We start from the raw sequence: 26,462 nt of genomic DNA on the forward strand, positions 1-26,462 counted from the left end.
GTTATTTGAGCCCCGCGCGGCGAATCAGCTGGCGGGCGATCACCAGTTGCTGGATCTGCGTAGTGCCTTCGTAGATGCGGAACAGGCGCACATCGCGGTAAAAGCGCTCGATGCCATATTCGCTGACGTAACCGGCTCCGCCAAAGATCTGCACGGCACGATCGGCCACGCGACCGCACATTTCCGAAGCGAACATCTTGCAGCACGACGCTTCCATGGACACATCCTGCTTGAGATCGCGCTTGCGCGCGGCGTCGATGACCATGCAGCGGGCGGCGTAGATGTCCGCCTGGCTGTCGGCGAACATCGCCTGGATCAGTTGGAACTCGGCCAGCGGCTGGCCGAACTGCTTGCGTTCCAGGGCGTAGGTCAGGGCGTCGTCGAGCATGCGTTCGGCGGCGCCGACGCAAATGGCGGCAATGTGCAGGCGGCCCTTGTCGAGGACCTTCATGGCCGTCTTGAAGCCGACGCCCTCGACGCCACCGATCAGGTTGGCGGCCGGAATTCGGCAGTTTTCGAAGATGACATCGCAGGTGTGCGCGCCTTTCTGGCCCATCTTCTGGTCGATCTTGCCCAGGGAAACTCCTGGCGTGCCGGCCTCGACGATGAACGCGGAAATCCCGCCGGCGCCCTTGATCTCGCTGCTGGTGCGGGCCATTACCGTGAAGATGCCGGCTTGCGGGGCGTTGGTGATGAAGCGCTTGGTGCCGTTCAAGACGTAGAAATCACCGTCGCGCTCGGCACGGGTCGTCAGTGAGGCGGCGTCGGAACCCGCGCCCGGCTCGGTGAGGGCGAACGAGCCGATCAGTTCGCCGGCGGCCATTCGTGGCAGATAGCGCTGCTTCTGCTCCTCGGTGCCGTCGATGATCAGGCCTTGGGAGCCGATGCCGTTGTTGGTGCCGATCAGGGAACGGAATGCGGGCGAAGTCTTGCCCAGTTCGAAGGCGACCAGGACTTCCTCTTCCATGCTCAGGCCGAGGCCGTCGTATTCCTGCGGGATGCACAGGCCAAACAGGCCCAATGCGCGCATCTCATCGACAATGTGCCGGGGAATCCGGTCGGTTTCCGCGACTTCGGATTCGGCGGGCACGAGGCGCTCGCGGACGAAGCGCGACAGATTGTCGAGCAGCAGGTTGAGTGTTTCCTGATCGTTGATCATGCATGACCTCTTATTGGAATTGTCGGCCCAGATTGGCCTGGACATTGCGCACCATGTGCGAAAGGCGTGGCCCCAGGTCGTCTTCCAGCATGTGCTGGCGCAGGGCGAATGCCGGGCCGCCGCAGCTGAAGGCGACGACACCGGAGCCGTCAGGTTTGATAAGTGGAACGCCTACGGCGTTGATGTCCTTCTCCCAGCCACCGAGGGACAGGCAGAAGCCCTGGTCCTGGTACTGGCGGAAGGCTTTTTCCAGTTGTTCGCGGATGGCCGGCCATTGTTCCTGGTCGCGGGCGCGCAGTTGATCGAGCAGCAGATCGCGCTCCTGTTCCGGCAAGGCGGCGAGATAAGCGCGGCCCATGGCGGTGCTCGCCAGGGGAATACGGGCGCCGATGTCCAGGCGCAGGGTCAACGGGCCGCTGCCCTGGCAATTGTCGATGTAAACCATGCTCAGGCGATCGCGCGCGCCGAGGGACACCGACGTCTGGGTCTGCTCGGCGAGTTCGGCCATCAGCGGTCGTGCCGCCCGGCGAATGTCCAGCCCGCTCAGATGCGCGTAGCCGAGGGCGAGCACGCCGGTGTCGAGGGCGTACTTGCCCATGCTGGCGACGTATTGCAGGTAACCCAGGCGCACGAGGGTGTAGGTCAGTCTCGATACTGTGGCCTTGGGCAAGCCGCTGCGTACCACCAGTTCCTGATTGCCCAGCAAGCGCTCGCCCGGGCCAAAGCAGCGCAACAGCTCCAGTCCGCGGGCGAGGGCGGTGACGAACTGGCGGTCCTGTTCCAGGTCCTGCTGGTCGAGTTCGGTGTCGAAAGGCGTGTGCTGGGTCATGGTCAATCCTCATGCGTCGGACAGTGGTTCGCCGATCGCCGGCCGGATGCTGGCACAGGCGAAAAGCGATAGTCAATAAAATAGAATCAAGTTTCGCATAGCGGAACATCTAGCGCCAGCTAAAATTTCAACGCTTGTCGTTTTCACTGCACGTTTGATTGCAAAGCGCAGGATAACTTGCGTAGGCTTATTTTTAATTGCAAAACATAGTTCCGCATAGCGGAACAATAACAAGAGGCAGTTATGAACGAGACCTATGTCGATCACCCCATGACGGGCGTGGCGCGGATACATCTCAACCGACCCGAGGCGCGCAATGCACTGAACCAAGCGGTCCGTGAGCAACTGGCGGAACACTTCAGCGTGCTGGGCGTCGATCCCGAAGTGAGGTGCATCCTGCTCACCGGCGGTGACCAGGTGTTCGCCGCCGGCGCGGATATTCGCGACATGGCGGAGCGGGGTGCCATCGACATGATGCAGCGCCAGACGCAACGGCTGTGGGCGGCGATCGCCCAGTGCCCGAAACCGGTGATCGCGGCGGTCAATGGCTTCGCCCTGGGCGGCGGCTGTGAACTGGCGATGCATGCCGACTTGATTGTCGCCGGCCGTGGCGCCCGTTTTGGTCAGCCGGAAATTCGCGTCGGCATCATGCCCGGCGCCGGCGGCACCCAGCGCCTGACCCGCGCGGTCGGCAAGTTCCAGGCCATGCGCATGTTGCTCACCGGTCTGCTGGTGAGTGCCGACGAGGCCCTGCGCATGGGCCTGGCCAGTGAAGTGGTGGAAGACGACCAGGTCCAGGCACGCGCACTGGAACTGGCCGCGCTGATTGCCGGCATGCCGCCACTGGCGGTCATGCAGATCAAGGAAGTGTTGCTGGCGGGCCAGGACGCCTCGCTGGACACCGCGTTGATGCTGGAGCGCAAGGCCTTCCAGCTGCTCTTTGATTCCACCGACCAGAAGGAGGGCATGCGCGCCTTCCTCGAGAAACGCCAGCCGGTCTATTCGGGGAACTGAGCATGAATGCACGAAAGATTAATCGCATGGCGGTGGTCGGTGCGGGCGTCATGGGCGCCGGCATCGCGCAGATCGCGGCGTTGGCCGGCGTAACGGTGCAACTGTTCGACAGCCGCGAAGGCGCCGCGAAAACCGCTCGCCAAGGCATCGTGACGACCCTCGAAAAGCTTTGCGCCAAGGGCAAGTTGAGCGAACAGCAGGTACAGGCCGCCGCGCAAAATCTGCTGGCGGCGAACGCCCTGGCCGAACTGGCTGATGCCCAGTTGGTAGTGGAAGCCATCGTCGAGAACCTCGAGATCAAGCGTGCCTTGTTCGCCGACCTCGAAGCCGTGGTAGCCGACGATTGCCTGTTGGCCACCAACACCTCGTCGCTGTCGGTGACCGCCATCGCCGCGCAATGTCACGTACCCGGGCGAGTCGGCGGCTTCCACTTTTTCAACCCGGTGGCGCTGATGAAGATCGTCGAGGTGATCGATGGCCTCAAGAGCGAACCCTGGGTCGGCGCGACCTTGCTGGCACTCGGCGAGCGATTTGGTCATACCGCCGTGCGCGCCCAGGACACCCCGGGTTTCATCGTCAACCATGGCGGTCGTGGTTATGGCACCGAGGCCATGCGCGTGTTGAGCGAATCGGTGACCGACCCGCTGACCCTGGATCGCATCCTGCGCGAGCAGGCCGGTTTTCGCATGGGCCCGTGCGAGCTGTTCGATCTCACCGGGCTGGACGTATCGCACCCGGTTACCGAATCGATCTTCGAGCAGTATTACCAGGAGCCGCGTTATCGGCCGACGGTGATCACTCGCCAACGCCTGGACGCCGGGTTGCTCGGGCGCAAGGTGGGGCAGGGTTTCTACCGCTATGTCGAGGGTGTGCAGCAGGTGCCCGACGAGGCCGCGGCACCGGACGTGAAGCTGCCGACGGTGTGGGTCAGCGCGGCGCGGCCCCAGGCCCGTGACGCCGTGATTGATCTGCTCCGGCGCCTGGGTGCCCACATCGAGACGGGCCTGCGGCCAAGCCCGGACGCACTGTGCCTGGTGTTGCCGCTGGGAACGGACGCGACGCACGCCGCCATCGCCGAAGGGCTCGACCCGATGCGCACCGTGGCGCTGGACACGTTGCTGCCACTTGAACGCCGCCGCGTCGTGATGACCACGACCATCACTGCGTCGGGCTGGCGCGATGCGGCCCACGCCCTGCTGGCCGCCGACGGCAAAGCCGTCAGCGTGATCCGCGACAGCGCCGGGTTCGTTTCGCAGCGGGTATTGGCGCATATCGTCAATATCGCCTGCGACATGGCGCAGCAAGGGGTGGCCAGCCCAAGGGACATCGACAGTGCCATTCGCCTCGGCCTGGGTTATCCGCTTGGCCCGCTGGCGTGGGGGGATGCCCTCGGCGGCGACACGGTGCTGCAGATCCTCGACAACCTCCACGATTACTACCGCGACCCGCGTTATCGCCCCAGTCCCTGGCTGATGCGCCGCGCCCGCCTGGGTCTGTCTCTGCTCACCGCTGACATCTGATACCGACAATAAGGAACAATAAAAAATGCTCGACGCTTATATCTACGATGGTTTGCGTACGCCTTTCGGTCGCCATGGCGGCGGCCTGGCGCCGGTTCGCCCGGATGATCTGGCTGCCCAGTTGATGCGGGCCCTGGTGGAACGCTCGCCGTTTTCTGCCGAGCAGATCGAGGACGTGATCCTCGGCTGCACCAACCAGGCGGGTGAAGACAGCCGCAACGTCGCGCGCAATGCGTTGCTGGCGGCGGGGCTGCCGGTCAGTGTGCCGGGGCAGACCGTCAATCGCCTGTGCGCCAGCGGCCTGGCCGCGGTGCTCGACGCGGCCCGTGCCGTTACCTGTGGCGAGGGCGAGTTGTATCTGGCGGGCGGTGTGGAAAGCATGAGCCGCGCGCCCTTTGTGTTGAGCAAGAGCGAGTCAGCGTATAGCCGTGAGGCGAAGCTCTTCGACACCACCATCGGTGCGCGTTTCCCCAATCCGAAAGTCAATGCGCAATACGGCGACGACACCATGCCGGAAACCGCCGACAACGTTGCCCATGACTACCGCATCGGGCGCGAGGCGGCTGACGCTTTCGCCCTGGCCTCGCAGCAGCGCTATGCGAAGGCGCTGGCCGACGGTTTCTTCGCCGATGAAATCCTCTGCGTGCAGGCGCCGGCCGGTCGCAAGGGTATCGCCACCGTGACGGCTGACGAACATCCACGTCCGCAGGCCAATGCCGAGGACCTGGCCAGGCTCAAGCCGTTGTTCGAAAACGGTGTCGTCACCGCTGGCAACGCTTCGGGCATCAACGATGGTGCCGCTGCCTTGCTGATCGGCAGCCGTGCATTGGGTGAGCGCCATGGCGTCAAACCACGTGGGCGAATCCTCGCCGGCGCCGCCAGTGGCGTCGAACCCCGGGTGATGGGCATCGGCCCGGCCTTCGCCATTCCCAAGGCGCTGGAACGTGCCGGCCTTAGCCTGGCCGACATGGACCTGATCGAGATCAACGAAGCCTTCGCCGTGCAGGTCCTGGGCTGTCTGCACTTGCTCGACTTGCGTGCCGACGATCCGCGGGTCAATCCCAATGGCGGCGCCATTGCCCTCGGCCATCCGCTGGGGGCTTCCGGCGCGCGTCTGGCGCTGACCGCGTTGCGCGAACTGGAACGCCGGGGCGGCCGTTATGCGGTGGTCAGCCTGTGCATTGGCGTCGGCCAGGGGCTGGCCGTCGTGATCGAACGTCTATAAGGAGGCGACCATGGCAACGTACAACGCACCGCTACGGGACATGCGCTTTGTCCTCGATGAAATGCTGCAAATGGAACGCTACGCCGACCTGCCGGGCTTCGCCGAGGCCACCCCTGATGTCGTCGCCGCGATCCTCGAAGAAGCTGGCAAGCTCGCCAGTGAAGTGCTGATGCCGCTGAACGCCGTGGGCGATCATCAGGGTTGCACGCTGGTCGACGGTGAAGTGACGACCGCGCCAGGTTTTCGCGAGGCCTACCGGCTTTACGCGCAAGGCGGCTGGACCGGCCTGACCGCTTCGCCCGAATTCGGTGGCCAGGGTCTGTCGCACCTGCTGGGCATTGCCGTGCGGGAAATCATGACCAGTGCCAACCTGGCCTTTTCGATGTTCGCCGGCCTCAGTCATGGCGCGGTGAACGCCATCGCCAATGGCGGCACCCCAGCGCAAAAGGCGCTGTTCATGCCGCCGATGATCGAGGGCCGTTGGACCGGCACCATGAACCTCACCGAGCCGCACTGCGGCACCGACTTGGGTTTACTGCGCACTCGCGCCGAACCGCAGGCAGACGGCAGTTACCGGATCACCGGGACGAAGATTTTCATCTCCGCCGGTGAGCATGACCTGGCCGAAAACATCATCCATCTGGTCCTGGCCCGCCTGCCGGATGCGCCGCCGGGCGTGAAGGGCATCAGCCTGTTCATCGTGCCGAAGGTTCTGGTCAATACCGATGGCTCGCTGGGCGAGCGCAACGCGGTGCGTTGCGGTTCCCTGGAAGAGAAGATGGGCATCCACGGCAACCCGACCTGCGTGATGAATTACGACAGCGCCACCGGTTACCTGATCGGCCAGCCCCATCAAGGTCTGCGCGTGATGTTCGTGATGATGAACAGTGCGCGACTGGCGGTCGGCGTTCAGGGCCTGAGCCTGGCCTCGGTGGCCTATCAAAATGCTGCCCGCTATGCCCGCGAACGCCTGCAGGGCCGTGCGCCGGGTGGTGCGGTGTCGCCCGAGCAGCCAGCCGATCCGATTGTGATGCACCCCGACGTGCAGCGAATGTTGCTGACCCAGCGGGCGTTTATCGAAGGGGGAAGGGCGCTGACTTACTGGGCCGGCCTGCAGGTCGATCTGGCTCACAAACACCCGGATCCAGAGATGCGCGAGACCGCCAGCGACCTGCTCGGTCTGCTCACCCCGATGATCAAGGCTTACTGCACGGACAAGGGCGTGGAATGCACGGGAATGGCCATGCAGTGCTTTGGCGGACACGGCTATATCCGCGAGTGGGGCATGGAGCAATTTCAGCGCGATGCACGGATCACGCCGCTTTACGAAGGGACCAATGGCGTACAGGCCATGGATCTCGCGGCTCGCAAGCTCAGGCTCGACGATGGCCGGGCGATGCGTCGTTTTCTTGAGCGGGTGGACGAGTTCTGCGATGAGCAGGGCAGTGAGCTGAAGGAAGTACGGGCGCTGCGCCTCGCGTTGGCAGATCTGGTGATGGCAGTCGAATACATGGGCAGCGCCGATGCGACTGACACTGCCGCCGGTGCGGTCGATTTCCTGCACCTGACCGCCCTGGTTGCGTTCGGTTTGCAATGGGCGAAGATGGCCGTCATTGCCCAGCGCCACCTGGCGCAAGGCTCAACCGATGGCGATTTCTACCGCGCCAAGCTGACCACTGCCCGGTTCTTCTTCGAGCGTATACTGCCGGAAACCACGATACACCTGCAGCGAATCGGCACTGGCGCCGAAACCCTCAAGGCATTTGACCCCGGGCAGTTCTAGCGCCATCCACGGAGGTCCGGCGATGAAACGAGCGAGTCCACGGGTTGCGGATAAATCCATTCCGGTGGGTGCGCTCGTCTCGTTGCCGGTGGTGTTGCAGGAACACGGTGTCGATCCCTGGCCATTACTGGCTGGCTTCGGCATTCATCCTGACTCGTTCAAGCAACACCTGAGCCCGCTGCCGGTCATCACCCACGGCAAAATTCTGGAAGCGGCGGCCGAGTTGTCCGGCTGCGATCATCTGGGCTTGTTGCTTGGTCAGCGGGCCAACCTGCAGAACGCCGGCCCGCTGCGTTTTCTCGTACTCAACGCCGCCACGGTACGCGCCGCCACCGAAAGCCTGATCCGCTATTGCGGGTTGTGGTATCGCGGTCTGCACGTGAGCCTGGTCGAGGAGCGGGGCTACGCCGGCATGCGCCTTTCCATTGCCGGCAACGTGCCGGGCAGCGAGCAATTGCTGACGGCTTACCTGGCCGCCATCGTGAGCATCATGCAACTGATCGTCGGCCACGCCTGGCGACCCGCATTGGTGCGCATCGCCTATCGCAAGCCGCGCTCGGCGGGGCTGTATGAACAATTTTTCCGCTGCCCGGTGTGGTTCGGCCAATCGCAACACGAAGTGCTGTTTCCCCAGGCGTTGCTGGACAAACCGCGCGACGGTCACGATCGCCAACTCGAAGACTTCCTGCGCGGTCACCTCGACGAACTGCAAGGCCGAGAAGGCAAGGATCTCGCCAGCCGGGTACGCCAGGTCATTGAAGCCTTGTTGTTGCAGGGGGATTGTTCAGCTGAGCGGACAGCGGAATTTTTTGCCGTGCACCGCTTTACCCTCTATCGCTACCTGAGCGAACAACAGAGCAGTTTCGAGTTGCTTCTGGAGCAGACTCGCAAGGACATGGCTACCCGCCTGCTACCGGACCCGGACCTGCCTATCGCCGAGGTTGCCAGTCGGTTGGGCTATGAAACCCAGGGCAACTTCACCCGCGCCTTCAAGCGTTGGTTCGATTGCACACCGCGTGAGTGGCGCAAGGCCCGCGCGACTATGGTCGCGCCTGCCCAGACACGCGCAATCGGCTGACCTGCGGTAACGCCGTTCGACTGGCTTTTCAATTCCCCCCGTGGGAGCGAGCCTGCTCGCGAAAGCAATCTGTCATTCACCATCGATGTTGACTGACACGCCCCTTTCGCGAGCAGGCTCGCTCCCACATTGTTGAGTTTTTTCCAGGCACCCAAATGTGCCGAAATGATAAAAGCTGGTGCCAGGATGATAAAAACATCCAGCCCGAAACCAGTAACTTTTCAGTCATGCGAGCAGCTACACCGCTCATTCGTTCAATAACGATAAGACAGGACGGAGAAGTTACGATGCATTTCCTTGATGACAGCTTGTTCCCGGAAAACCAGGAAAAACTGGTGATTCAGGTCGCGCCTTATGGTCCGCAATGGACGCCCGCCGATTCGGATGACATCCCGGTCAGCATGGACGATCAGGTCCAGAAAGCGATCGATTGCTACAACGCCGGCGCCACCGTGCTGCACGTTCACGTGCGTGAAGAAGACGGCAAGGGCTCCAAGCGTCTGAGCAAATTCAATGAAATGCTCGGGCTGCTGCGCCAGGCGGTGCCGGACATGGTGCTTCAGGTCGGCGGTTCGATTTCCTTCGCCCCGGAAAGCGAAGGGCAGGCCGCCACCTGGCTGGATTACGACACCCGTCACATGCTTGCCGACCTGTCGCCCAAGCCGGATCAGGTGACCATCGCCATCAACACCAGCCAGATGAACATCTGCGAGCTGCTGACGGGCGATGACATCGCCGGCACCATCCTGGAACAGCCTGCGTACTTCAACGCTTATCAGGAAATGGTCTCCGACGCGCGCCCGTCGTTCTTCATCGAGCACCTCAAGCGCCTGCAGGCCTCCGGCATCCAGCCGCACTTCATGCTCGGCCACGTGCACCAGCTGGAAACGGTAGAACGCTTGATTCGCAAGGGCCTGTACACCGGTCCCCTGATCCTCAACTACGTCGCCATCGGCGGTGGCGCGGCGGGCCTGGATCCGGCCGACATGATCGAGTTCGCCAAGCGCACCCCGCCGGGCTCGGTGCTGACCATGGAAAGTGCCATGCGCGCCGTGCTGCCGATGAACGCCATGGCAATTGCCATGGGCCTGCACGTGCGGGTCGGCATCGAAGACACCTTGTGGGGTCGCAAGGGCGAGCGCATGACCTCGGTGCAGCAGATCGAACAGACCGTGCGCCTGTCCCGCGAGCTGGGCCGCGAGATTGCCAGCGGCAAGGAAGCGCGCGAGATCTACAAGATCGGCGAAACCTATACCAGCGCTGACGAAACCATCGCCCGGCTGGGCATGGCGCCGAACCGCAAGCCGGGCCAGCGCGGTTTCACCGTGCCGGGACAGTTCTGATTCGCGCGAGGTCCCGCGGGTCATTCACTGTGGCGAGGGGATTTAGCGAAACGTCGCACCGCCCCGCTGGGCCGCGAAGCGACTCCAACAATGGGCCTGTGTACGGCAACGGGGATAAATCCCCTCGCCACAAAAAATGAGTGCTTGTTCTTAAGTGAGCAGCACTCCATGTATGACGAGGTATTCAATGAGTCTTTTGAATAAGGTTGCCCTGGTGACCGGCGTCGGTCCTGGCCTGGGCAAGGCGTGCGCCGTGGCCTTTGCCAAGGCGGGCGCGAAGGTCGTGATTTGCGATGTCAGCGAAGAATCGCTGTCGCAGGCACGGGATGCCGTCGAAGCGCAAGGTGCCGAGTGTCTGGCAGTGCGTTGCGATGTGTCGTCGAGTGCCGAGGTGGACGTGTTGTTCGAACAGATCGTTGCGCGTTTCGGCACTCTGCATGTGTTGGTCAACAATGCGGCGCTGACGCCGAACCGCGAGGTCGATACCGAACGTCGCAACGCGTTGTACCGCTACATGTCGAACCCCGAACCACGCCGCTCGCTGGGTTTCACCAGCGCGATCAGCGACGAGGAATGGCATCGCTACTGGGGCGTCAATGTCCACGGCCTGTTCTATTGCACCCGTGCGGCACTGAGGCTGATGGAGCCGCAACGCGACGGCAAGATCATCAACGTCGCTTCGATTGCCGGAATCTCCAGCAAGAGCGCGCACAGCCCGCACTACTGCGCCACCAAGGGCGCAGTGATCGCCTTCACCAAATCGGTGGCCTACGAGGTGGCTGGCGCCAATATTTTCGTCAATGCCATGGCCCCGGGCGGCGTTGCGACGCCGGCGTTCAACGCCTACCTGGATGCCATCGGCGAAGAAGCCCGCAACCGTTTGTGGCAAGGGGTTCCGCTGGGTCGCTTCGGTACGGTCGAGGAGTACGCCGGCACCGTGCTGTATCTGGCCGGCGAGCATTACCTGGTCGGTCAGGTGCTCAGTCCGAATGGCGGCGGCGTGATCTGACCTCATCTCAAAGCGAGTAGAACGACAATGAGCGATACCCCCAATTACAACGCGCTGCGCGCCGCCGGCTTGTTCGATGAAAGCCTGGACCGCATGGCCGAGTGGGATGGGCCATGGACCGAACGGTTCATGGCGCTGGTCGAGGACAGTCAGGTCAACGACATCCTCGATCCGAAACTGGTGGCGCTGATCCGCCTGAACATCGACGTCACTGCCACCCATTTGTATGCCCCCGGCGTGCGCCGCCATGTACGTGACGCGCTGCGCCTGGGCGTGACCCGGGCCGAGATTCTCGAAGTGTTCAAGCTGGCCAGCGTGGTCGGCATCCATGCCTGCGCACTCGGGGTGCCTATCCTCGCCGAGGAACTGGCCAACGCCGGAATCGACGATGAGCCGGTGGCGGCGGGGGCGACGCCGGTCTGCGATGCGGTGCGGGCCAACGGGATGTTCAACCCGCTGTGGGAGACCCTCTACAAGTGGGATCCGGCCTATCTGGAGAAATTTCTCGGCATGGGCTTCGGGCTATGGAAGGACGGCATCCTGCCGCCGCTGTGGATCGAGTTCCTGTGCATTGCCGGCGATGCTGCCATCACGCACCTGTATGGCCATGGCACGCGGCGTCACATTCAAGCGGCACTGCAACTGGGCGCGACCCGCGAGCAGGTGCTGGAAGTGCTGAAGATCGTCAGCCTGCAGGGGATTGAAGCCTGCGAGCTGGGTGTGCCGATGCTGGATGAAGAACTGCGCGCGTTATCCGCTGCGCAATGAAGGCGGACAGGGCGGGTCGTCCTGTCCTGTCCTGTCCCAGTCGCGCCGCCGGGCGTGTGAAAAATAACAACAAGAAATGTTTCCAATGCGTTTGTCGCAGGAGCAGAAGCAATGACTAGCGTGGTTGAACGAGGCCAGTGCCTGACGGGCGAGGCAGCTGCACACGAGGTACAACAGATTTTTCGCAAGATTGCCTGGCGCCTGTTGCCGTTCCTGTTTGTCGCCTATGTGATCAACTCGATCGACCGCATCAACATTTCCTTCGCCAAGTTGCGCATGGCTGAAGACCTCGCGCTGAGCGACGCCGCCTATGGGCTGGGTGCGGCGGTGTTCTTCGTCGGCTATCTGCTGTTCGAAGTGCCGAGCAATCTGTACATGCAGCGGGTGGGCGCGCGACTGACCATTATGCGCATCATGATGTTGTGGGGCCTGGTGACCATCGGCACCAGCCTGGTGAGCTCCGCGACCGGGTTGTACATCGCGCGCTTTTTGCTGGGCGTTGCCGAGGCGGGTTTTTTCCCCGGCGTGATCCTGTACCTGACCTATTGGTTCCCGGCCTCGCGCCGTGGCCGCATCACGTCGATCTTCATCATGGCCGGTATCTTTGCCGGGATCGTCAGCGGGCCACTCGCCGGTTGGATCATGACCCATTTCCATGGCTGGGCAGGGCTGCGGGACTGGCAGGTGCTGTTCGTCTTCGAAGGTATCCCCGCAGTGCTCTTGGGTCTTTTCGCCTGGTTCTGGCTGGTCGACAAACCGCAGGACGCGCCCTGGCTCAACGATCATGAGAAGGCCGTCGTCCAGGCGCAGCTTGAAGTAGAGAATGTGATCAAGGGCAACTCCCATGCTTCGTTTCGTCAACTGCTGCGCGATCCCCGCGTGCTGCTGGCCGGCCTGGTGTTCTTCTGCATCTATTCGGGCACCAATACCGTGGCGTACTGGATGCCGAGCCTGATCCAGAGCTTCGGACTGGCCGACATCGGCCGTATCGGGCTGATCAGCAGCCTGCCGTATTGCATTGCCCTGGTCGCCATGTACCTGCTGGGCCGCAGCTCGGACAAACACCTTGAACGGCGCTGGCACCTGGCGTCGACCATGCTGGTGGGCGCTGGCAGCTTCGTGTTGCTTGGCCTGTTTCAGGGCAATCTCGAGCTGTCGGTATTGTTCATGAGCGTGGGTGCCGCCGCTTGTCTGTCGGCCGTGCCGTTGTTCTGGACCATTCCACCGGCCTACCTCAGCGGACCGGTCGCTGCCGGCGGCATCGCGCTGATCAGCAGTCTGGGCGGCATCGCCGCCATGGTCGCCCCGGTCCTGGTCGGAGCCGTCAAGACCCAGACCGGCAGCCTGTTCGTCGCCTTTGATGTGATCGCCGGCCTGCTGGTGTTCGGCGCGACCGTCCTGCTGCTGGGCATCCCCGCGAAAGTGCTGCACGAGCACACCCGTAACCCAATCTAAAACGCCACACCACGCTGACTCACGCTGGGGCTTAAAGGCCCCGGTGCGGGGAGCGCTTCACCATTAAAAACAAAAAAAGGTGACATGCATGTTGAGCAGTACCGCCATCTCTACCCTGCATCTCTCTACCTCGTTAAGCAGGCGTTTTACCCCTTGCCTGCTGGCTGTCGGCGTCGCTCTGGCGACCTTCGCCTGCCCACCGGCGTACGCCGCGACTTTCGAGGTCAATGAGGACTGGTCGCTGACCACCAACACCACCTTGACCTACGGTCAGAGCTGGGCGTTGCGCAACCCGGATCCGGGCATGCTGTACGCCCCGGATGCCAGGAGCATCGGCAAGAACGGCAAGGGCATCGACACCAACGGTGACGACGGCCGGCTGAACTTCTCCAAGCACGACACTATCTCCCAGGTCTACAAGGGCTTGACCGAGTTCGACCTGAACGATGGCAACCAGGGCGCCTTCATTCGCTTCAAGTACTGGTATGACCATGCTCTGGACAGCGGCAACGGCGATTTCAAGAAGTTCGACGACTCCGGCTGGCCGGACATGGCGAAGTTCCAGGGCTTCGAGACCCTGGACGCCTATGTCTGGAAAAACTTCGACGTGGGCGACCATCCGCTAAGCGTCAAGGTCGGCAAGCAGGTGCTGAGCTGGGGTGAAGCACTGTTCTTCCAGAACGGCATCAACGCCATCAACCCGCTGGACGTGTCGGCGTTCAACCGTCCGGGTGTCGAGCTCAAGGAAGGGCAGTTGCCGGTCGAGATGGTCTCGTTCAACTTCGGCTTGAACGACACCCTGAGCCTGGAAGGTTTTTATCAATACAACTTCCGGCCTTCGGTGCTGGACGGTTGCGGCACCTTTTTCCAGTCCGCCGACTTTGCACCGGAAGGCTGCGGCCCGATCGTTGCCGGCCTGACCGGCGACAAGACCACGGCGACCGCTCTACAAGCCGGCACCTTCGTGCCGCGCGGCCAGACCGATTACGCCCATGACGGCGGCCAGTACGGTCTGGCCTTGCGCAAGGTTATCGAGAGCCTGAACGATGCCGAGCTGGGCCTGTACTACGCCAACTACGCCAGCCGTTTCGCCTCGTTCAACGGTACGGCGGTCAGCCGGCCGATTTCCGGGGCGGGCGGTTCGCTGTCGAACATCTCGACGGCCAGTTACAACTCGGTCTACCCCGAAGACATCCGACTGTTTGGTGTGAGCCTCAGCGGCGTAGTCGGCAGCACGGCAGTGTTCGGTGAGTTGAGCTACCGGCCCAACCAGCCATTGGGTTTCAACGGCAACGACACCATTCAGTTCCTGTTGCGCAGCCCCAACACGCCGTTCACCAACCCGGGCGTCACCCCGGCTCTGGGGGCGCCGATCGAAGGCTACAAGCGCATGCCGGTATCGCAGTTCTCGCTGGGTGCCACCGACAGCGTGTCCAACGTATTGGGCGCGAGCAAGTTTTCCTGGGCCGCCGAGGGCGCGGTCAACCACATCAGTGACCTGGGTAACGAGCGCTTCGGCCGCAGCGGTGCCTATGGCCGAAGCGAGTTGACCACCACGTCGTTCAACCCGGCGGTGCCGGCCAGCTTCTGCGTCACGCCGGGCACGGCCAACCTCAACGCCGGCCAGATCGCCAACCTCAACGCCGACAACTGCAACGACAACCGCGGCTTCTACACCGATTGGTCCTGGGGCTACCGCCTGCGCGGCGCCCTGGCCTACGAAGGCATCCTGCCGTCGACCGTCGTCACGCCCAGCATCAACTTTCGCCATGACGTGAACGGGTATGGCCCCAATTTCCAGGAAGGACAGAAAGCAGTGGGTCTCTCGCTGCTGTTTGAGTACCGCACCAATTACTCGTTGGAGTTCAACTACAACGATTTCTTCGGCGGTGACTTCAGCACTCTCAACGACCGCGACTTTGCATCGGTCAACCTTAAGGTGAGCTTCTGATGAACATGAAACTGAAAAGACTGCCCCTCGTACTGACCGTCCTGGCTTCGGCATGCCTGAGCACATCGCTGTACGCCAAGAACACTGACACTTCAAAGCTGGGCACGACCCTCAATGCCATGGGCGGCGAGCGTGCCGCCAACGCTGACGGCACTATCCCGGCCTGGGACGGCGGACTTAAGCCGGGCAGCCTGAGCGCCAGTGCCAATGGCGACTACACCGATCCTTTTGCCAGCGAAAAACCGCTGATGGTGATCACCTCGGCGAACGCCGGCCAATACGAAAAGCTGCTGACGCCGGGGCAGGTGGCGATGCTCAAGCGTTTCCCTGCGACGTACAAGATCAATGTCTACCCGTCGCACCGCACCACGCACATGCCAGACACCATCAATGCCGCCACTCGCGACAATGCCGGCAAGGTAACGCTGGCCGACAATGGCTACGGCATCATCGGCTACAACACCGGCGTGCCGTTCCCGATGCCGACCGAACCTTTGGAAATCATGTGGAACCACCTGGCGCGTTATATCGGTAGCTCGGTGCAGCGTGAGATGGCCTCGGCCACCGTCGAGGACAGCGGCGCCAGTACCCTGGTGACCTATGAGCAGAGCGTGCATTTCCGCTCGGCGGTCAGCGATCTGCAACCGGAAGAAAACGCTCTGTACTTCAGCATGATCCGCGCCTTGAGCCCGTCGCGCGTGGCCGGTGAGATCACCATGGTCCATGAGCCGGTCAACCAGGTCGCCGAACCGCGCGGTGCCTGGCAGTACATTCCCGGCCAGCGTCGAGTGCGTCGTGCGCCGACCGTGGCCTACGACAACAGTGCCCGCTACAGCTACGGCCAATTGACCTCCGATGGCGTGGGTGGCTTCAACGGCGCCCCGGACCGCTACGACTGGAAGTTGATCGGCAAGCAGGAACGCCTGATCCCGTACAACAGCTACAAGCTGGCGAGCAAGTCGCTGAAGTACGCCGACCTGCTGAAAAAGAACAGCCTCGACCCGCAATACGTACGTTACGAGAAGCACCGCGTCTGGGTGATCGAAGCGACCCTCAAGCCCGATGCCCGCCACGTCTACGGCAAGCGTCGTTTCTACATCGACGAGGACAACTGGCAGATCGCAAGCTCGGAGATGTATGACAGCCGCGGCGAACTGTGGCGCATGTACGAAAGCTACCCGATCCAGCTGCCGGATGTGGATGTGCCGTTCCAGGCGATGGAAGCCACCTATGACTTCATTTCGGGCCGCTACTCCACCAACTACATGACCAATGAGAGCCAGCAGAAGATGGTCTTCAACCAGTTGGCTTCGAAAGAAAACTACAGCCCGGCAGCGCTGCGCCGCTACGGCAAGTAATTCGCCGATTCACGACGCTGTGCCCTTTACCGCTGCTTCGGCAGCGGTTTTTTTAGCGTCGCAGGCGCCTCGCAGACTCCTTCGAATTTTTTTGGCCCGATCGGGCCGGGATTTGCTCATGCTCGTCGCAAGCCTTCGTTCTCCCTTCAACCTGCTTGCGGGCCTCGCTGGCAGTCTCGCAGTGGCCGCTTTCGCCCTTTGGCTCGCCGCTGCGCCGATGCTTCACGGCAGTGGTCTTGGCGCACTGACACTGGCCATGCTGATCGGCCTGGCGCTGGGTAATCTGACGCCAAACATCGTCCACTACGCGCTGGCCAGTGGCGTGCAGTTGTGCAAGCAATCAGTGCTGCGCGTCGGCGTCGCGCTCTATGGCTTTCGCCTCACCGTGCAACAGGTGCAGGCGCTGGGCGTGCAGGCCTTCGTCATCGATGTGCTGTTGATCCTGTCCACACTGGCCCTGGCCATCTGGCTGGGTGTTCGCGTCCTGCGCATGGATCGCGGCACAGCCCTCCTGATCGGCGCCGGTCACGCGATTTGCGGTGCTGCGGCGATCCTCGCCAGCGCCGGAGTGGTGCGGGCACGCAACGACCAGGTCGCCATTGCCATTGCCTGCATCGTGCTATTCGGCACCTTCGGCATGCTGGCCTATCCGTGGGTGTTCAGCCTTGCGCCGGGGTTGCTGGGCGACAGCCACGCCTTTGGCGTCTTCACCGGCGCCACCCTGCATGAAGTCGCCCAGGTCGTGGCCGCCGGCCAGGCCATGAACCCGCAGGCTGCCGAGGCGGCCATCGTTGCCAAGCTCATCCGCGTCTTGCTGCTGGCACCGGTATTGATCGGCATCGGGCTGTGGTGGTCGCGGGGAAGAACCGGCCATGAAGCCACGGCGTCGGTCAAGGTGCCGGTGTTCGTGCTGGGCTTTGTGATCTGCATGTCGATCAATTCCTGGATGCCGCTGACGCAGGGTGTCCGGCAGATGGTCGTCGGCCTGGATGATCTGCTCCTGGCTTCGGCCATGGGCGCGCTGGGGTTCAGCACCCGTCTGCAGGACCTGCGCAAGGCGGGTATCAAACCGTTGATCCTGGCGTTCGTGCTGACGGCGCAGCTCATCGTAGTCGGTGGTGTCCTTGCGTTGTTGTGACTGGACTCGGTCGGAAGACGCGAATTCAAAGAGGGAAGGGTTGTGAACCGTCGTTTATCCACGCTGATTGGTAGAAGTCGCAAGCTGGACGGTGGGGTGATGTTCGGTCATACGCCCAGGCAGGTCTGGGCCGACTGGATGAGGCCCGACCATCACAATCGGGTGCAGCTTGCTTCACGGGCATTGCTGGTCCAGCAAGGGGACAGGAACATCCTGGTGCTGGCGGGAGCGGATGCATTGCTCGCGCCACCACCCCGGACCTGCACCTGCCAGAAACATGCCCCCGGCCTGCTGGAAAGCCTGGCGCAACAGGGGCTGGCGGAGGGTGACATCCATGCGGTGGTGCTCACTCATCTGCAGGCGCAACTGAGCCCGGAACTCCGTGCGGCGATTGACGATGGCGATACCCCGCGGCTGTTGTTTCCCGCCGCGCGGTACATCATCGGGGAGCGTCACTGGCTTCGTGCCCGTCACAACCATCCCCATGACCGTGCTCTGTTCGTCCGGCAGATCGTGCACAGGCTCGAAGGCACTGACCGACTGATACTGCTCCAAGGAGGGCGCTGCAAGGAACTGGGTGACGGCTGGCGGTTCCACTTCAGCGATGGCTACACGCCCGGCCAATTGATCCCGGAAATCGCAATGCCGGCAGGTCCGGTGATTTTTGCCGGCGACCTCATTCCCGGTACCCACTGGCTGAACCTGGAGGTCACCACTGCCAACGACCGCAACCCGGAAGGGCTCATCGGGGAAAAGGAGCGCTTGCTCGATTACCTGGTGGCGTGCGGTGGCCGCCTGTTCTTTTCCAGCGATGCCGACATTGCGATGGTCAAGGTGATGCGTGACCGACAGGCGCGTTACGTGCCGTTTGATACGTACGCGACGCTCAATCGATTCGAGTCTTGATTGGCTCATTTAAAAAGGCGGCTGTCTAGCCGCCCAAAAACAACACCCCATGCAGCTAATTCACGGCATCAACGGATGCCCGCCTGGCGCAACGCGGCCGGGGTGTAATTGTTTGCCGACGCTACGGCGCCGAATTCAATGCTGCGCTTCTCTTCGTTTTTCAGGCCCAGTACCGAATAGCGGCCGGACTGCAGGTCATAGAGGGCTTCAGCGGTATAGCCAGGCACTTGCTTGTGGTAGTACTGCTGGGCATGCCCTTCACCCACGCGCCACAGTTGGCCGCGCCCGTCGTAATGGTCCACTTCTGCCAGTTGCCAGGTGTCTTCATCGAAGTACATGTGTCGTGTCGCGTAGATGTGACGTTCGCCTGGCTTGACCTTGGCCACCACCTCCCAGACACGGTGCAGTTCGTAGCGGGTCAGGTCCTGATTGATGTGCCCGGCCTTGAGGATGTCGGCGTACTTGAGGTTCGGTGAGTCGAGCTTGTAGCTGTTGTAGGGGATGTACAGTTCCTTTTTCCCGACCAGTTCCCAGGTGTACCGGTCAGGGGCGCCGTTGAACATGTCGTAGTTGTCCGTCGTGGCCAGGCCATCGGCGGCAGTGGCCGGGCCGTCATAGGCAACCTGCGGCGCGCGGCGCACGCGGCGCTGTCCGGCGTTGTACAGCCAGGCATCACGGGGTTCCTTGACCTGGTCGATGGTTTCGTGAATCAGCAACACGTTACCGGCCAGCCGGGCCGGTCCGGTCACGCGCTGGAGGAAGTAGAACAGGATGTTCTCGGCCTTGCTCTTGTCCAGGTCAGGCAGCTCACGCGGGTAGGAGATCTCGTCCTCCAGTTGGATCATGCTGAAGGCCCCGTCCGTTTGCGGTTGGACGCGGGTGGCCAGGCGGTTGACGTTGCCGCCGCGATAACGAGTCATGTGGTTCCACAGCACTTCGATGCCATTTTTGGGCACAGGGAACGCGTAGTAACGGCTATCGGAAAAACCGGTCAGTCCGTTGCCGCCATCCACCTCTTCAGTCTTCACCGCACTGGTCTTGATGACCGAATAGATGTCTGCGGGTACCGCTGCGGTGCGATGGGTGGGGTAGACCGGAATTTTGTAGCTCTGCGGGTACCGTTTGAACATCGCCAGTTGGCCTGCGGACAGCTTGTCCTTGTATTTTTCGGCCGTGTCCGCCGTGATGACGAACAAGGGCTTTTCGTTGGCAAAGGGGTCGCTCAAGAAGCCTTTGCTGTCCACGGAGCCGGCGGTTGTGGGCAGTCCTCCGGTCCAGGCGGGAATGCTGCCATCAGCGTTCGCGGCTTTGACGCCACCCATTGGCGTCAGTGTCGTGCCCAGCTTTGCGGCCTCCTCGGGAGAGACCTTGGCCATGACGGCCGTGGCCAGAAGCGAAAGCGCCAGGACGCCGGATTGCACGAGTATTTTTGTTGTTTTCATGTCGTTGCTCTCAAGTTGTGGAACCGCGTGGGAATGCACACCCGCGCGAGCGCAACAGCGTCGCGATCGATGGGGGTGCTGTGTGGGTACTGCCGAAGAATCAGGTGCAGGGCTGGGTCAATTCATCGCCCCAGAAAAAGCAGGCCTATCACCAGTGCTGCGAGAAACAGCGTCTCGCCCACCAGTAAGGCGATCGGGCGCCAGCCGACTGAAGCGAGTTTTTGCAGCGAAGTTTTCAACCCCAGGGCGGCGATGGCGATCACCAGGCAACCACGGGACGTTTCACTCATTGCGCCGGTCAGAGAGGGGGGCAGAAAACCGCTGCTGTTGACTGCGACCAGGCAGATGAAAGCCACCAGGAATCCCGGGATCAGCGGTATCCGCCGCCCGCTGTCCGCTTGTGCGCCTTGCTGTCGGCGAAACAGCCAGGCCACCACGACGACGGCGGGCACCAGCAGTGCCACTCGCAGCAGCTTCACAACGGTGGCGATATCGCCGGTGGCCGGAGAAATCATGTAGCCGGCGCCGACCACCTGCGCCACGTCATGAATGGTGCCACCCAGAAAGATCCCGGTCTGTTCAGGTGACAGGCCCAGCAGTTTGCTGATGATGGGATAGGTGATCATCGCCACGGTCGAGAGCCCGGTGACACCCACTACCGTCAGCAACGTATCGCGCTCACTGTGCTCATGCCTGGGCAACACAGCGGAAATCGCGAGGGCCGCCGACGCGCCGCAAATGGCGACGGCGCCACCGGTCAGTACGCCGAAGTCGGCACGCACGTTCAGCAGGCGAGCGCTTATCCAGCCGACGGAAATGGTCGCAGTGACTGCAAACACGGCGGCCAGGACCGTTTCCCAACCCAGCGATCCGATTTGTTCGAGGGTGATACGCGCCCCCAGCAGGGCCACGCCGATGCGCAGAATCGTCCGTGAGGTGAACTCGATGCCCGGAAGGCAGCGGCTGTCCTCGCTCAGAAAATGGCAAGCCATACCGAAAAGCAGGGCGTACAGCAGCGTGGGACCGCCGTAATGATCGGCGATGAAAGCCGAGGCCATGGCGATCGCCAGGCTGACCATCAAGCCGGGACCGAGGGTCTGCAGGCGAGCCAGCAGTTTCCGGGGAGCACTGGCAGGAGCGGCGTAAGGCGCGTCTTTGATCATGGGCGACATCTCGTGTTCGACCGGCTTCGACAGGGCTCGGCCGGGTCCTGGTGTTTCACTCGGTGGGAGCCTGCTCGAAGCACGGCAGTGAGCGGTCGATGACCACCCAGGGCTGTGCCGACGCGCACCACAGGTGCAGATTCGGCGGGGTGTTGGCCGGCTCGGCCAGGGTGCCGGCCTTGACCGCCAGCACGCCGGGCATTGCCGTGATTTCGGAGTACAGCGCCGAGCCACAGCGGGTGCAGAAATAGCGCCGCACTGGCAGGCCGCTACCGCCGGCCTTGGCGTAGCAACCCAGACCTGCGCCCTGGACCAGGAAGCCTTCGGCCTGCACCAGCAGGTTGACCGAGAAGGCGCTGCCGGTCTGCTTCTGGCAGTCGCTGCAATGGCATACCGCTGTGGACAGCGGGTTGAGGTGGCTGGAGTAGTGGATGCCGCCGCACAGGCAGCTCCCTTTGATCATGTTCATAAGTGTTCTCTTCAGTTGGGAGGGGTCAGGTCGCGGTGGCGCTGGCGGGCTGCCATTCGCGGGCCTGCTGGGCGGTGTGCTTGAAACTGTTCCGGGCGCGAAGCAGAAGCGGACAGGCCAGGGCGCAGGCGATCAGCGTGACGATCAGGATCGAGTAACGAATCGCGGCGGGGTCGACCAGCACGTAGTCGGTGATGACGCCAATCGCCAGCGGGCCGACGCCCACACCGAGCAGATTGAGCACGCCGGTGAACAGGGCGATGAATTGTCCGCGCATCGGTGCGGGTGCTATTTCGACGATCAACGCCGGGCCGATGCCGAACAGGCAGACCCAAAGGGCGGCGGAGAGGGCGAGGAACGGCATTGCCGATAGGGCGTTGGGCGCCAGCAGTAGCGGTGTGGCGAACAGTGGCAGGACGATGCTGGCGCTGATCGCCACGCGCAGGTTGCCATTGGCCACGCCACGGCGGCGCCAGTATTCACCCAGCCAACTGGCACCGAGCACACCGAGCGGCGAGCTGACACACATGATCAGTCCCATCACGGTGCCGGCCTTGGCGTACGTCCATCCGAACTCCCGGACCAGATAGCTGGGGACCCAGGCGCCGCTGCCGTACACCGCGGCGTTATAGCAGCCCATGCCGACCAGAATGGCGACGAAGGTGCGCCGGTTGGCGCGCAAGAACGCCAGCACTTCATCCAGTCGCACGCCCGGCGCCACCGAGGTCGGCGTCGCCCGTCCGGCGCGACTCAGTCGCGGCTCCGATACGCCGGACATCAGCAGCAGGACGATCAGGCCCGGCAGGCCGATCGACATCAACGTGGTTTGCCAAGGGGCGAGGGTGCCAAGGAAGGGCAGGGTCAGTGGATGGGCGCTGAAATAGCCGAGCACCAGGCCGGTGGCGAGTAAACCACCACCAACACCGATCGGGCCTCCGGCGCCAAAAACGCCGAGCGCGCGGCCGCGTTTCTCCGGCACGAACAGGTCGCTGATCAGCGACACGGCACCCGGCAGCAGCACCGCCTCGCCGACCGCCACCCCGACGCGTGCCAGCAGCAGGTGCCAGAACTCACTGGCAAGACCGCTGGCTGCGGTAGCCAGGCACCACAAGCCAATGCCGACCATGATGATCAGGCGTCGATTGCCACGATCGATCAGGCGCGCGATCGGCAGACCGGCCAAGGAGTAGAAAGCGGCGAAGGTGAAGCCATGCAGCATGCCCATCCAGGCATCGTTGACGTGCAACGATTGCTGGATCGGCCCGACCAGCAGGCTGAGGACCTGCCGGTCCATGATTGAGAAGACGTAGGCCAGCAGCAGCACGCCGAGGGCATAGTGGGCCTGTCCACGGCTGGGCAGCGATCGTGCCGCGCAGGGCGTGGCCGTGGCCTTGATAGTGGTGGTGCTCGTCATCGACGGTTACCTCTTGGGCTGGTTCTTGTCATCGAAGCTGCGCGGCGTGCAGGTCGCCGCGCAGTGCTGCGTCAGCGCGTCGAGACGATGGCGTCGGATTGCTGCCAGAGGTTGTTGTCCTGCCAGATGTTTTCCTTGCGCCAGTGCACCGGCAGCTCGGCGCCGGTGTGCTGGATGACGCGGCCGATCAAGAGCTTGAGTTGTTGCGCTTCGTCGAAAGAGAGTGCTTCCAGAGCAGCCATCTCGGCGGCCTTGGCGAAGGCCAGCCACTGGATGGCCAGTTGGCGTCCCTTGTCGGTGAACAACACGCGATGGTCCTCCAGCGTCAGCAAGTCCTTCTGCAACCAGACCGCCAGTTGGTCTTCCGACAGCACCTTGCCGGTGAACTCGAACACCTGGAACAGCTCGTCCAGGGTCCGGCCTTCGCTGAAGCTGAGGATGCCCAACAGCTCGAAGTCCTGGTCCTGCATGCCCATGGCCTTCAGTTGCTGGCGAATGGGGATTTGTAGTTGGTAATAGGCGCGACCCAGCAGGAAACCGAGCCAGTTTTCGCCGTAGTTGGCACTTTCCTGGTCCTGCGCGGTGGTGGTCAGCAGGCGTCGGTAGCCGCCGCTGTGGAACACCAGCGGCGCACCGTCGAAGCGGTCGAACGCCAGCACTTCACCGACCAGGATGATGTGGTCGCCACCCTCGTACTGATAGGTGGTCTTGCACTGGAAACGCGCCGAGCAGCCTTCCAGTAGCGGAATTTCGCAGGGGCCGCGTTGCAGGTCGAGACCGCTGAATTTGTCGGCACCGCTTTTGGCGAAGCGGTTGGACAATGACTCCTGATCAGTTGCCAGGATGTGCACGGCGAAGTGCGAACCTTCAGTGAAGGCGTGCGCCGACGAGGAATCCTTGTTGATGCTCCACAGCACCATGGGCGGGTCGATCGATACCGAGTTGAAGCTGTTGGCGGTCAATCCGTAATCCTGCCCATCCGGGCCACGGGTGGTGACGATGGTCACGCCGGTGGTGAAGGCGCCGAGCGCCTGGCGGAACTGCTTGGGATCGAATGGGGTGGTGTTCATCGCAAGGGACTCCAGTTGCCGCCGGGCGTGCCGGCGGCTGATTGTTATTGGATAGGAGTGAGTGGCTCAGCGGCTGAGCAGCGGCATGACCAGGCGGCCGAAGCGCTCTGCTTCCTCGTGGTGCGGGTAGCCGGACAGGCAGAAACCGCTGCAACCGGCATCGACAAATGCCAGCAACTGGTCGGCGACCTGCTGCGGGTTGCCCACCACCGCAATACCGGCACCGGGGCGCACTTCAGTGATGCCGGTCCACAGGTGCGGCGTCATCTTGCGGCCATCGGTTCTGGAAAGTTCCTTCATGCGTTGGTTGGCAACGGATTCGGCCATCATGGTCTTGACCTGTTCGGTCCAGGCCGGATCGGCACCGTTGACCAAGGTATCCGCCGCGGCCCAGGCTTGCTCTTCGGTTTCCCGGCAGATGATCTGCAGGCGCATCGCGAACTCGATTTCCTCACCGCGACCATATTTGGCAGCCCGCTCACGCATGTCCTTGATCTGTTCGGCGATGCGCTCCGGGTAGTCGCCCCAGAACAGGTGCACGGAGGAGTGCTTGGCGGAAATTTCCGCGGCTTGCTCCGAGCCACCGCCCAGGAAGAACGGCGGGTGGGGTTGCTGGAAGGGGGCGGGTATGACTTTCGGGCTGTAGGCGCGGTGGTACTTGCCTTCGTACTCCACGCCTTCTTCGGTCCACAGCCGTTTCATCAACTCGACTTCTTCTTCCAGCTGTTCGTAGCGCTTTTGCTTGGACGCAATCTGGCCTTCGGCGTAGGCGTCTTTCTCGCTGAGGCCGGCGATCAGGTTGATGCAGATGCGCCCCTTGGACAGTTGGTCGAAGGTGGCGAACATCTTGGCCTGGGCGACCGGGTGGATGAAGCCGGGCTTCACGGCCACCAGGGCCTTGAGCTTCTGGGTACGGGCGATGACAAAGGAGGCGGTCACCCAGGCATCCCAGCAGAAGGGGGTAACGGGAACCAGCACGTAGTCGAATCCGGCCTGTTCGGCGGTGACGGCTACCCGTTCGAAATGCTCGAGGGACTGCGGGATGCTTTGACTTGGATCGCTGAACGCAGTGGTGTCGCCAATCGTTGGAATGAACCAACCCATCTGCAGGGGTTTTTTATTGTTCATGCTAGGGCTCTTGTACTCAGGGAACGATGGAGCCACTACATCAAAGCCGGTACAGTGAGGGAAATGAATAGATGGAATTCTATGCATGCACAATATAAATACCCGTACCCTCGATCTGAACCTGCTGGTGGTCTTCGCGACGCTGTGGGACACGCAGAACGTCACACGCGCCGGCGAACGCCTGGCACTCAGCCAGCCAGCGGTCAGTCATGCGCTGCGGCGACTGCGCGAGCGCCTGGGGGACGAACTGTTCGTCAATGGGCGTCATGGCCTGGTACCCACCGCACGGGCTGCCGAACTGATCGGCCCTGTGCGCGAAGCACTGAGCCGCCTGGACGAAGCGCTGCAAGGCTCTACGCCCTTTGTGCCGGCAACGGCGCAGCGCAAGTTTCGAATTGCCTCCGGCGATTTCGTCGAGTTCCTGATCTTGCCGCGGCTGATCCAGCACATCGCCCGGGAAGCACCCGGGGTGATGATCGAGGTGGTGCCGATTCCGTCGAACAATGCCTTGCCACCGCTGTTGGAGAACGGCGAAATCGACCTGGTCATCAGCACGCCGATGACGCTGGGTGCAGGCCTGTGCGAGGAGTCGATCACCACGGTTTCGCTGCTCACGCTGATCTGGCAGCGCGAAGGCCTGTCGCCTGGACGCTTTCCGCTTGATCTCTACCTGGAGCGGCCGCAGGTGATGATCGAAATGCACCAGCGGGAGGGCAATATCATCGACGCGACCCTGCAGGCTCAAGGGCTGGTTCGTCGTGTGGGCGTGCTGGTGCAGAACTTCATGGCGATGCCGGTGATCGCTTCGCAAACGGGTTACATCTGCAATCTGCCGGGGCCCATCGCACAGGCGTTCGCCGAGACGTTCGGCCTCAGCTGCCACGAGCCGCCCATCGATTTCCCCGCCCCCGAATTGATTGCCCACTGGCACGCCCGGTTCGATGCGGATCCAGGCTTGAGATGGTTGCGTGAACAGATAAAGGATTGCGCAGTCACCCGCCCTGAGTGAGGTCATCCCCTGTGGGAGCGAGCCTGCTCGCGAAGGCGGCGTGTCAGTTACCCGTGATGTTGGATGTGCTGGCCCTTCGCGGGCAAGCCCGCTCCCACAGTGGATTGAAGTCGTACACACATCTTGCGTACGGCACAAAAAACTGTGGGAGCGGCGGTGCGACGATTCGACTTGCCCGCGAAGGACGTCAACGATAACGCGGGCCGTCTGGATGAACGCGTTGCCCAGACA

At 62.6% G+C, this 26,462-nt stretch carries 22 protein-coding genes; 14 read left to right on the top strand and 8 right to left on the bottom strand.

Annotated elements, in window-relative coordinates:
• Position 1: 1 nt before the first annotated feature.
• Both HNQ83_RS24715 and HNQ83_RS24720 read right to left on the bottom strand, forming a co-directional pair.
• A complete protein-coding gene (locus tag HNQ83_RS24715; RefSeq protein WP_175391375.1) occupies positions 2-1,159 on the bottom strand; it encodes an acyl-CoA dehydrogenase family protein in 1,158 nt (385 codons plus the stop codon).
• Between the two features lie 10 nt (positions 1,160-1,169).
• Positions 1,170-1,988 carry an IclR family transcriptional regulator gene (locus HNQ83_RS24720; protein ID WP_175391376.1) on the bottom strand — a complete coding sequence of 273 codons (819 nt, stop codon included), beginning with the start codon at positions 1,986-1,988 and terminating at the stop codon, positions 1,170-1,172.
• A 243-nt stretch (positions 1,989-2,231) separates the two neighbouring features.
• On the opposite strand from HNQ83_RS24720, the gene HNQ83_RS24725 reads away from it, so the two are divergent.
• From HNQ83_RS24725 to HNQ83_RS24785, 13 genes are all read left to right on the top strand, one after another.
• The gene (locus HNQ83_RS24725; protein ID WP_175391377.1) at positions 2,232-3,002 is read left to right on the top strand and encodes an enoyl-CoA hydratase; all 771 of its coding nucleotides are present in this window, start codon (positions 2,232-2,234) and stop codon (positions 3,000-3,002) included.
• 2 nt (positions 3,003-3,004) lie between these two features.
• Positions 3,005-4,522, top strand: a complete 1,518-nt coding sequence (locus tag HNQ83_RS24730) for a 3-hydroxyacyl-CoA dehydrogenase (protein WP_175391378.1) — start codon at positions 3,005-3,007, stop codon at positions 4,520-4,522.
• A 25-nt stretch (positions 4,523-4,547) separates the two neighbouring features.
• A complete protein-coding gene (locus HNQ83_RS24735; protein WP_175391379.1) occupies positions 4,548-5,747 on the top strand; it encodes a 3-oxoadipyl-CoA thiolase in 1,200 nt (399 codons plus the stop codon).
• Between the two features lie 10 nt (positions 5,748-5,757).
• Positions 5,758-7,530 carry an acyl-CoA dehydrogenase C-terminal domain-containing protein gene (locus tag HNQ83_RS24740; protein WP_175391380.1) on the top strand — a complete coding sequence of 591 codons (1,773 nt, stop codon included), beginning with the start codon at positions 5,758-5,760 and terminating at the stop codon, positions 7,528-7,530.
• A 22-nt stretch (positions 7,531-7,552) separates the two neighbouring features.
• Positions 7,553-8,608 carry an AraC family transcriptional regulator gene (locus HNQ83_RS24745; protein ID WP_175391381.1) on the top strand — a complete coding sequence of 352 codons (1,056 nt, stop codon included), beginning with the start codon at positions 7,553-7,555 and terminating at the stop codon, positions 8,606-8,608.
• Positions 8,609-8,895: 287 nt separating this feature from the next.
• Positions 8,896-9,951, top strand: a complete 1,056-nt coding sequence (locus HNQ83_RS24750; protein WP_175391382.1) for a 3-keto-5-aminohexanoate cleavage protein — start codon at positions 8,896-8,898, stop codon at positions 9,949-9,951.
• A 187-nt stretch (positions 9,952-10,138) separates the two neighbouring features.
• Positions 10,139-10,960 carry an SDR family NAD(P)-dependent oxidoreductase gene (locus HNQ83_RS24755; protein ID WP_175391383.1) on the top strand — a complete coding sequence of 274 codons (822 nt, stop codon included), beginning with the start codon at positions 10,139-10,141 and terminating at the stop codon, positions 10,958-10,960.
• A gap of 27 nt (positions 10,961-10,987) precedes the next feature.
• On the top strand, positions 10,988-11,728 hold the full coding sequence (locus HNQ83_RS24760; protein WP_175391384.1) for a carboxymuconolactone decarboxylase family protein: 741 nt from the start codon (positions 10,988-10,990) through the stop codon (positions 11,726-11,728).
• A 111-nt stretch (positions 11,729-11,839) separates the two neighbouring features.
• Positions 11,840-13,183 carry an MFS transporter gene (locus HNQ83_RS24765; RefSeq protein ID WP_175391385.1) on the top strand — a complete coding sequence of 448 codons (1,344 nt, stop codon included), beginning with the start codon at positions 11,840-11,842 and terminating at the stop codon, positions 13,181-13,183.
• An 88-nt stretch (positions 13,184-13,271) separates the two neighbouring features.
• Positions 13,272-15,134, top strand: a complete 1,863-nt coding sequence (locus HNQ83_RS24770) for a DUF1302 domain-containing protein (RefSeq protein ID WP_175391386.1) — start codon at positions 13,272-13,274, stop codon at positions 15,132-15,134.
• A complete protein-coding gene (locus HNQ83_RS24775; RefSeq protein ID WP_175391387.1) occupies positions 15,134-16,492 on the top strand; it encodes a DUF1329 domain-containing protein in 1,359 nt (452 codons plus the stop codon). The genes HNQ83_RS24770 and HNQ83_RS24775 overlap by 1 nt, the downstream gene beginning before the upstream one ends.
• Positions 16,493-16,610: 118 nt before the next feature.
• Positions 16,611-17,630, top strand: coding sequence for a YeiH family protein (locus HNQ83_RS24780; RefSeq protein ID WP_175391388.1), 1,020 nt, complete (start codon positions 16,611-16,613; stop codon positions 17,628-17,630).
• 42 nt (positions 17,631-17,672) lie between these two features.
• Positions 17,673-18,536, top strand: a complete 864-nt coding sequence (locus HNQ83_RS24785) for an MBL fold metallo-hydrolase (RefSeq protein ID WP_175391389.1) — start codon at positions 17,673-17,675, stop codon at positions 18,534-18,536.
• Between the two features lie 68 nt (positions 18,537-18,604).
• Here the strand turns inward: HNQ83_RS24785 and HNQ83_RS24790 are convergent, their stop codons facing one another.
• The 6 genes from HNQ83_RS24790 to HNQ83_RS24815 form a co-directional block, all read right to left on the bottom strand.
• A complete protein-coding gene (locus tag HNQ83_RS24790; RefSeq protein WP_175391390.1) occupies positions 18,605-19,978 on the bottom strand; it encodes a DUF1329 domain-containing protein in 1,374 nt (457 codons plus the stop codon).
• Positions 19,979-20,100: 122 nt separating this feature from the next.
• The gene (locus tag HNQ83_RS24795; protein ID WP_175391391.1) at positions 20,101-21,141 is read right to left on the bottom strand and encodes a YeiH family protein; all 1,041 of its coding nucleotides are present in this window, start codon (positions 21,139-21,141) and stop codon (positions 20,101-20,103) included.
• Positions 21,142-21,196: 55 nt separating this feature from the next.
• Positions 21,197-21,610, bottom strand: coding sequence for a GFA family protein (locus tag HNQ83_RS24800; protein WP_175391392.1), 414 nt, complete (start codon positions 21,608-21,610; stop codon positions 21,197-21,199).
• Positions 21,611-21,635: 25 nt separating this feature from the next.
• A complete protein-coding gene (locus tag HNQ83_RS24805) occupies positions 21,636-23,024 on the bottom strand; it encodes an MFS transporter (RefSeq protein ID WP_175391393.1) in 1,389 nt (462 codons plus the stop codon).
• A 71-nt stretch (positions 23,025-23,095) separates the two neighbouring features.
• Positions 23,096-24,094, bottom strand: coding sequence for a flavin reductase family protein (locus HNQ83_RS31325; protein WP_256669174.1), 999 nt, complete (start codon positions 24,092-24,094; stop codon positions 23,096-23,098).
• A gap of 66 nt (positions 24,095-24,160) precedes the next feature.
• Positions 24,161-25,222: an LLM class flavin-dependent oxidoreductase gene (locus tag HNQ83_RS24815; protein ID WP_175391394.1), complete on the bottom strand. Its 1,062-nt coding sequence runs from the start codon at positions 25,220-25,222 to the stop codon at positions 24,161-24,163.
• An 85-nt stretch (positions 25,223-25,307) separates the two neighbouring features.
• Between HNQ83_RS24815 and HNQ83_RS24820 the strand changes: the two genes are divergently transcribed.
• Positions 25,308-26,231 (top strand): LysR family transcriptional regulator, encoded by a 924-nt coding sequence (locus HNQ83_RS24820; protein WP_175391395.1) that lies wholly within the window; start codon positions 25,308-25,310, stop codon positions 26,229-26,231.
• Positions 26,232-26,462: the final 231 nt, after the last annotated feature.

It is taken from the genome of Pseudomonas sp. C2B4, assembly GCF_013359695.1.
Taxonomy (GTDB): Bacteria; Pseudomonadota; Gammaproteobacteria; order Pseudomonadales; family Pseudomonadaceae; genus Aquipseudomonas.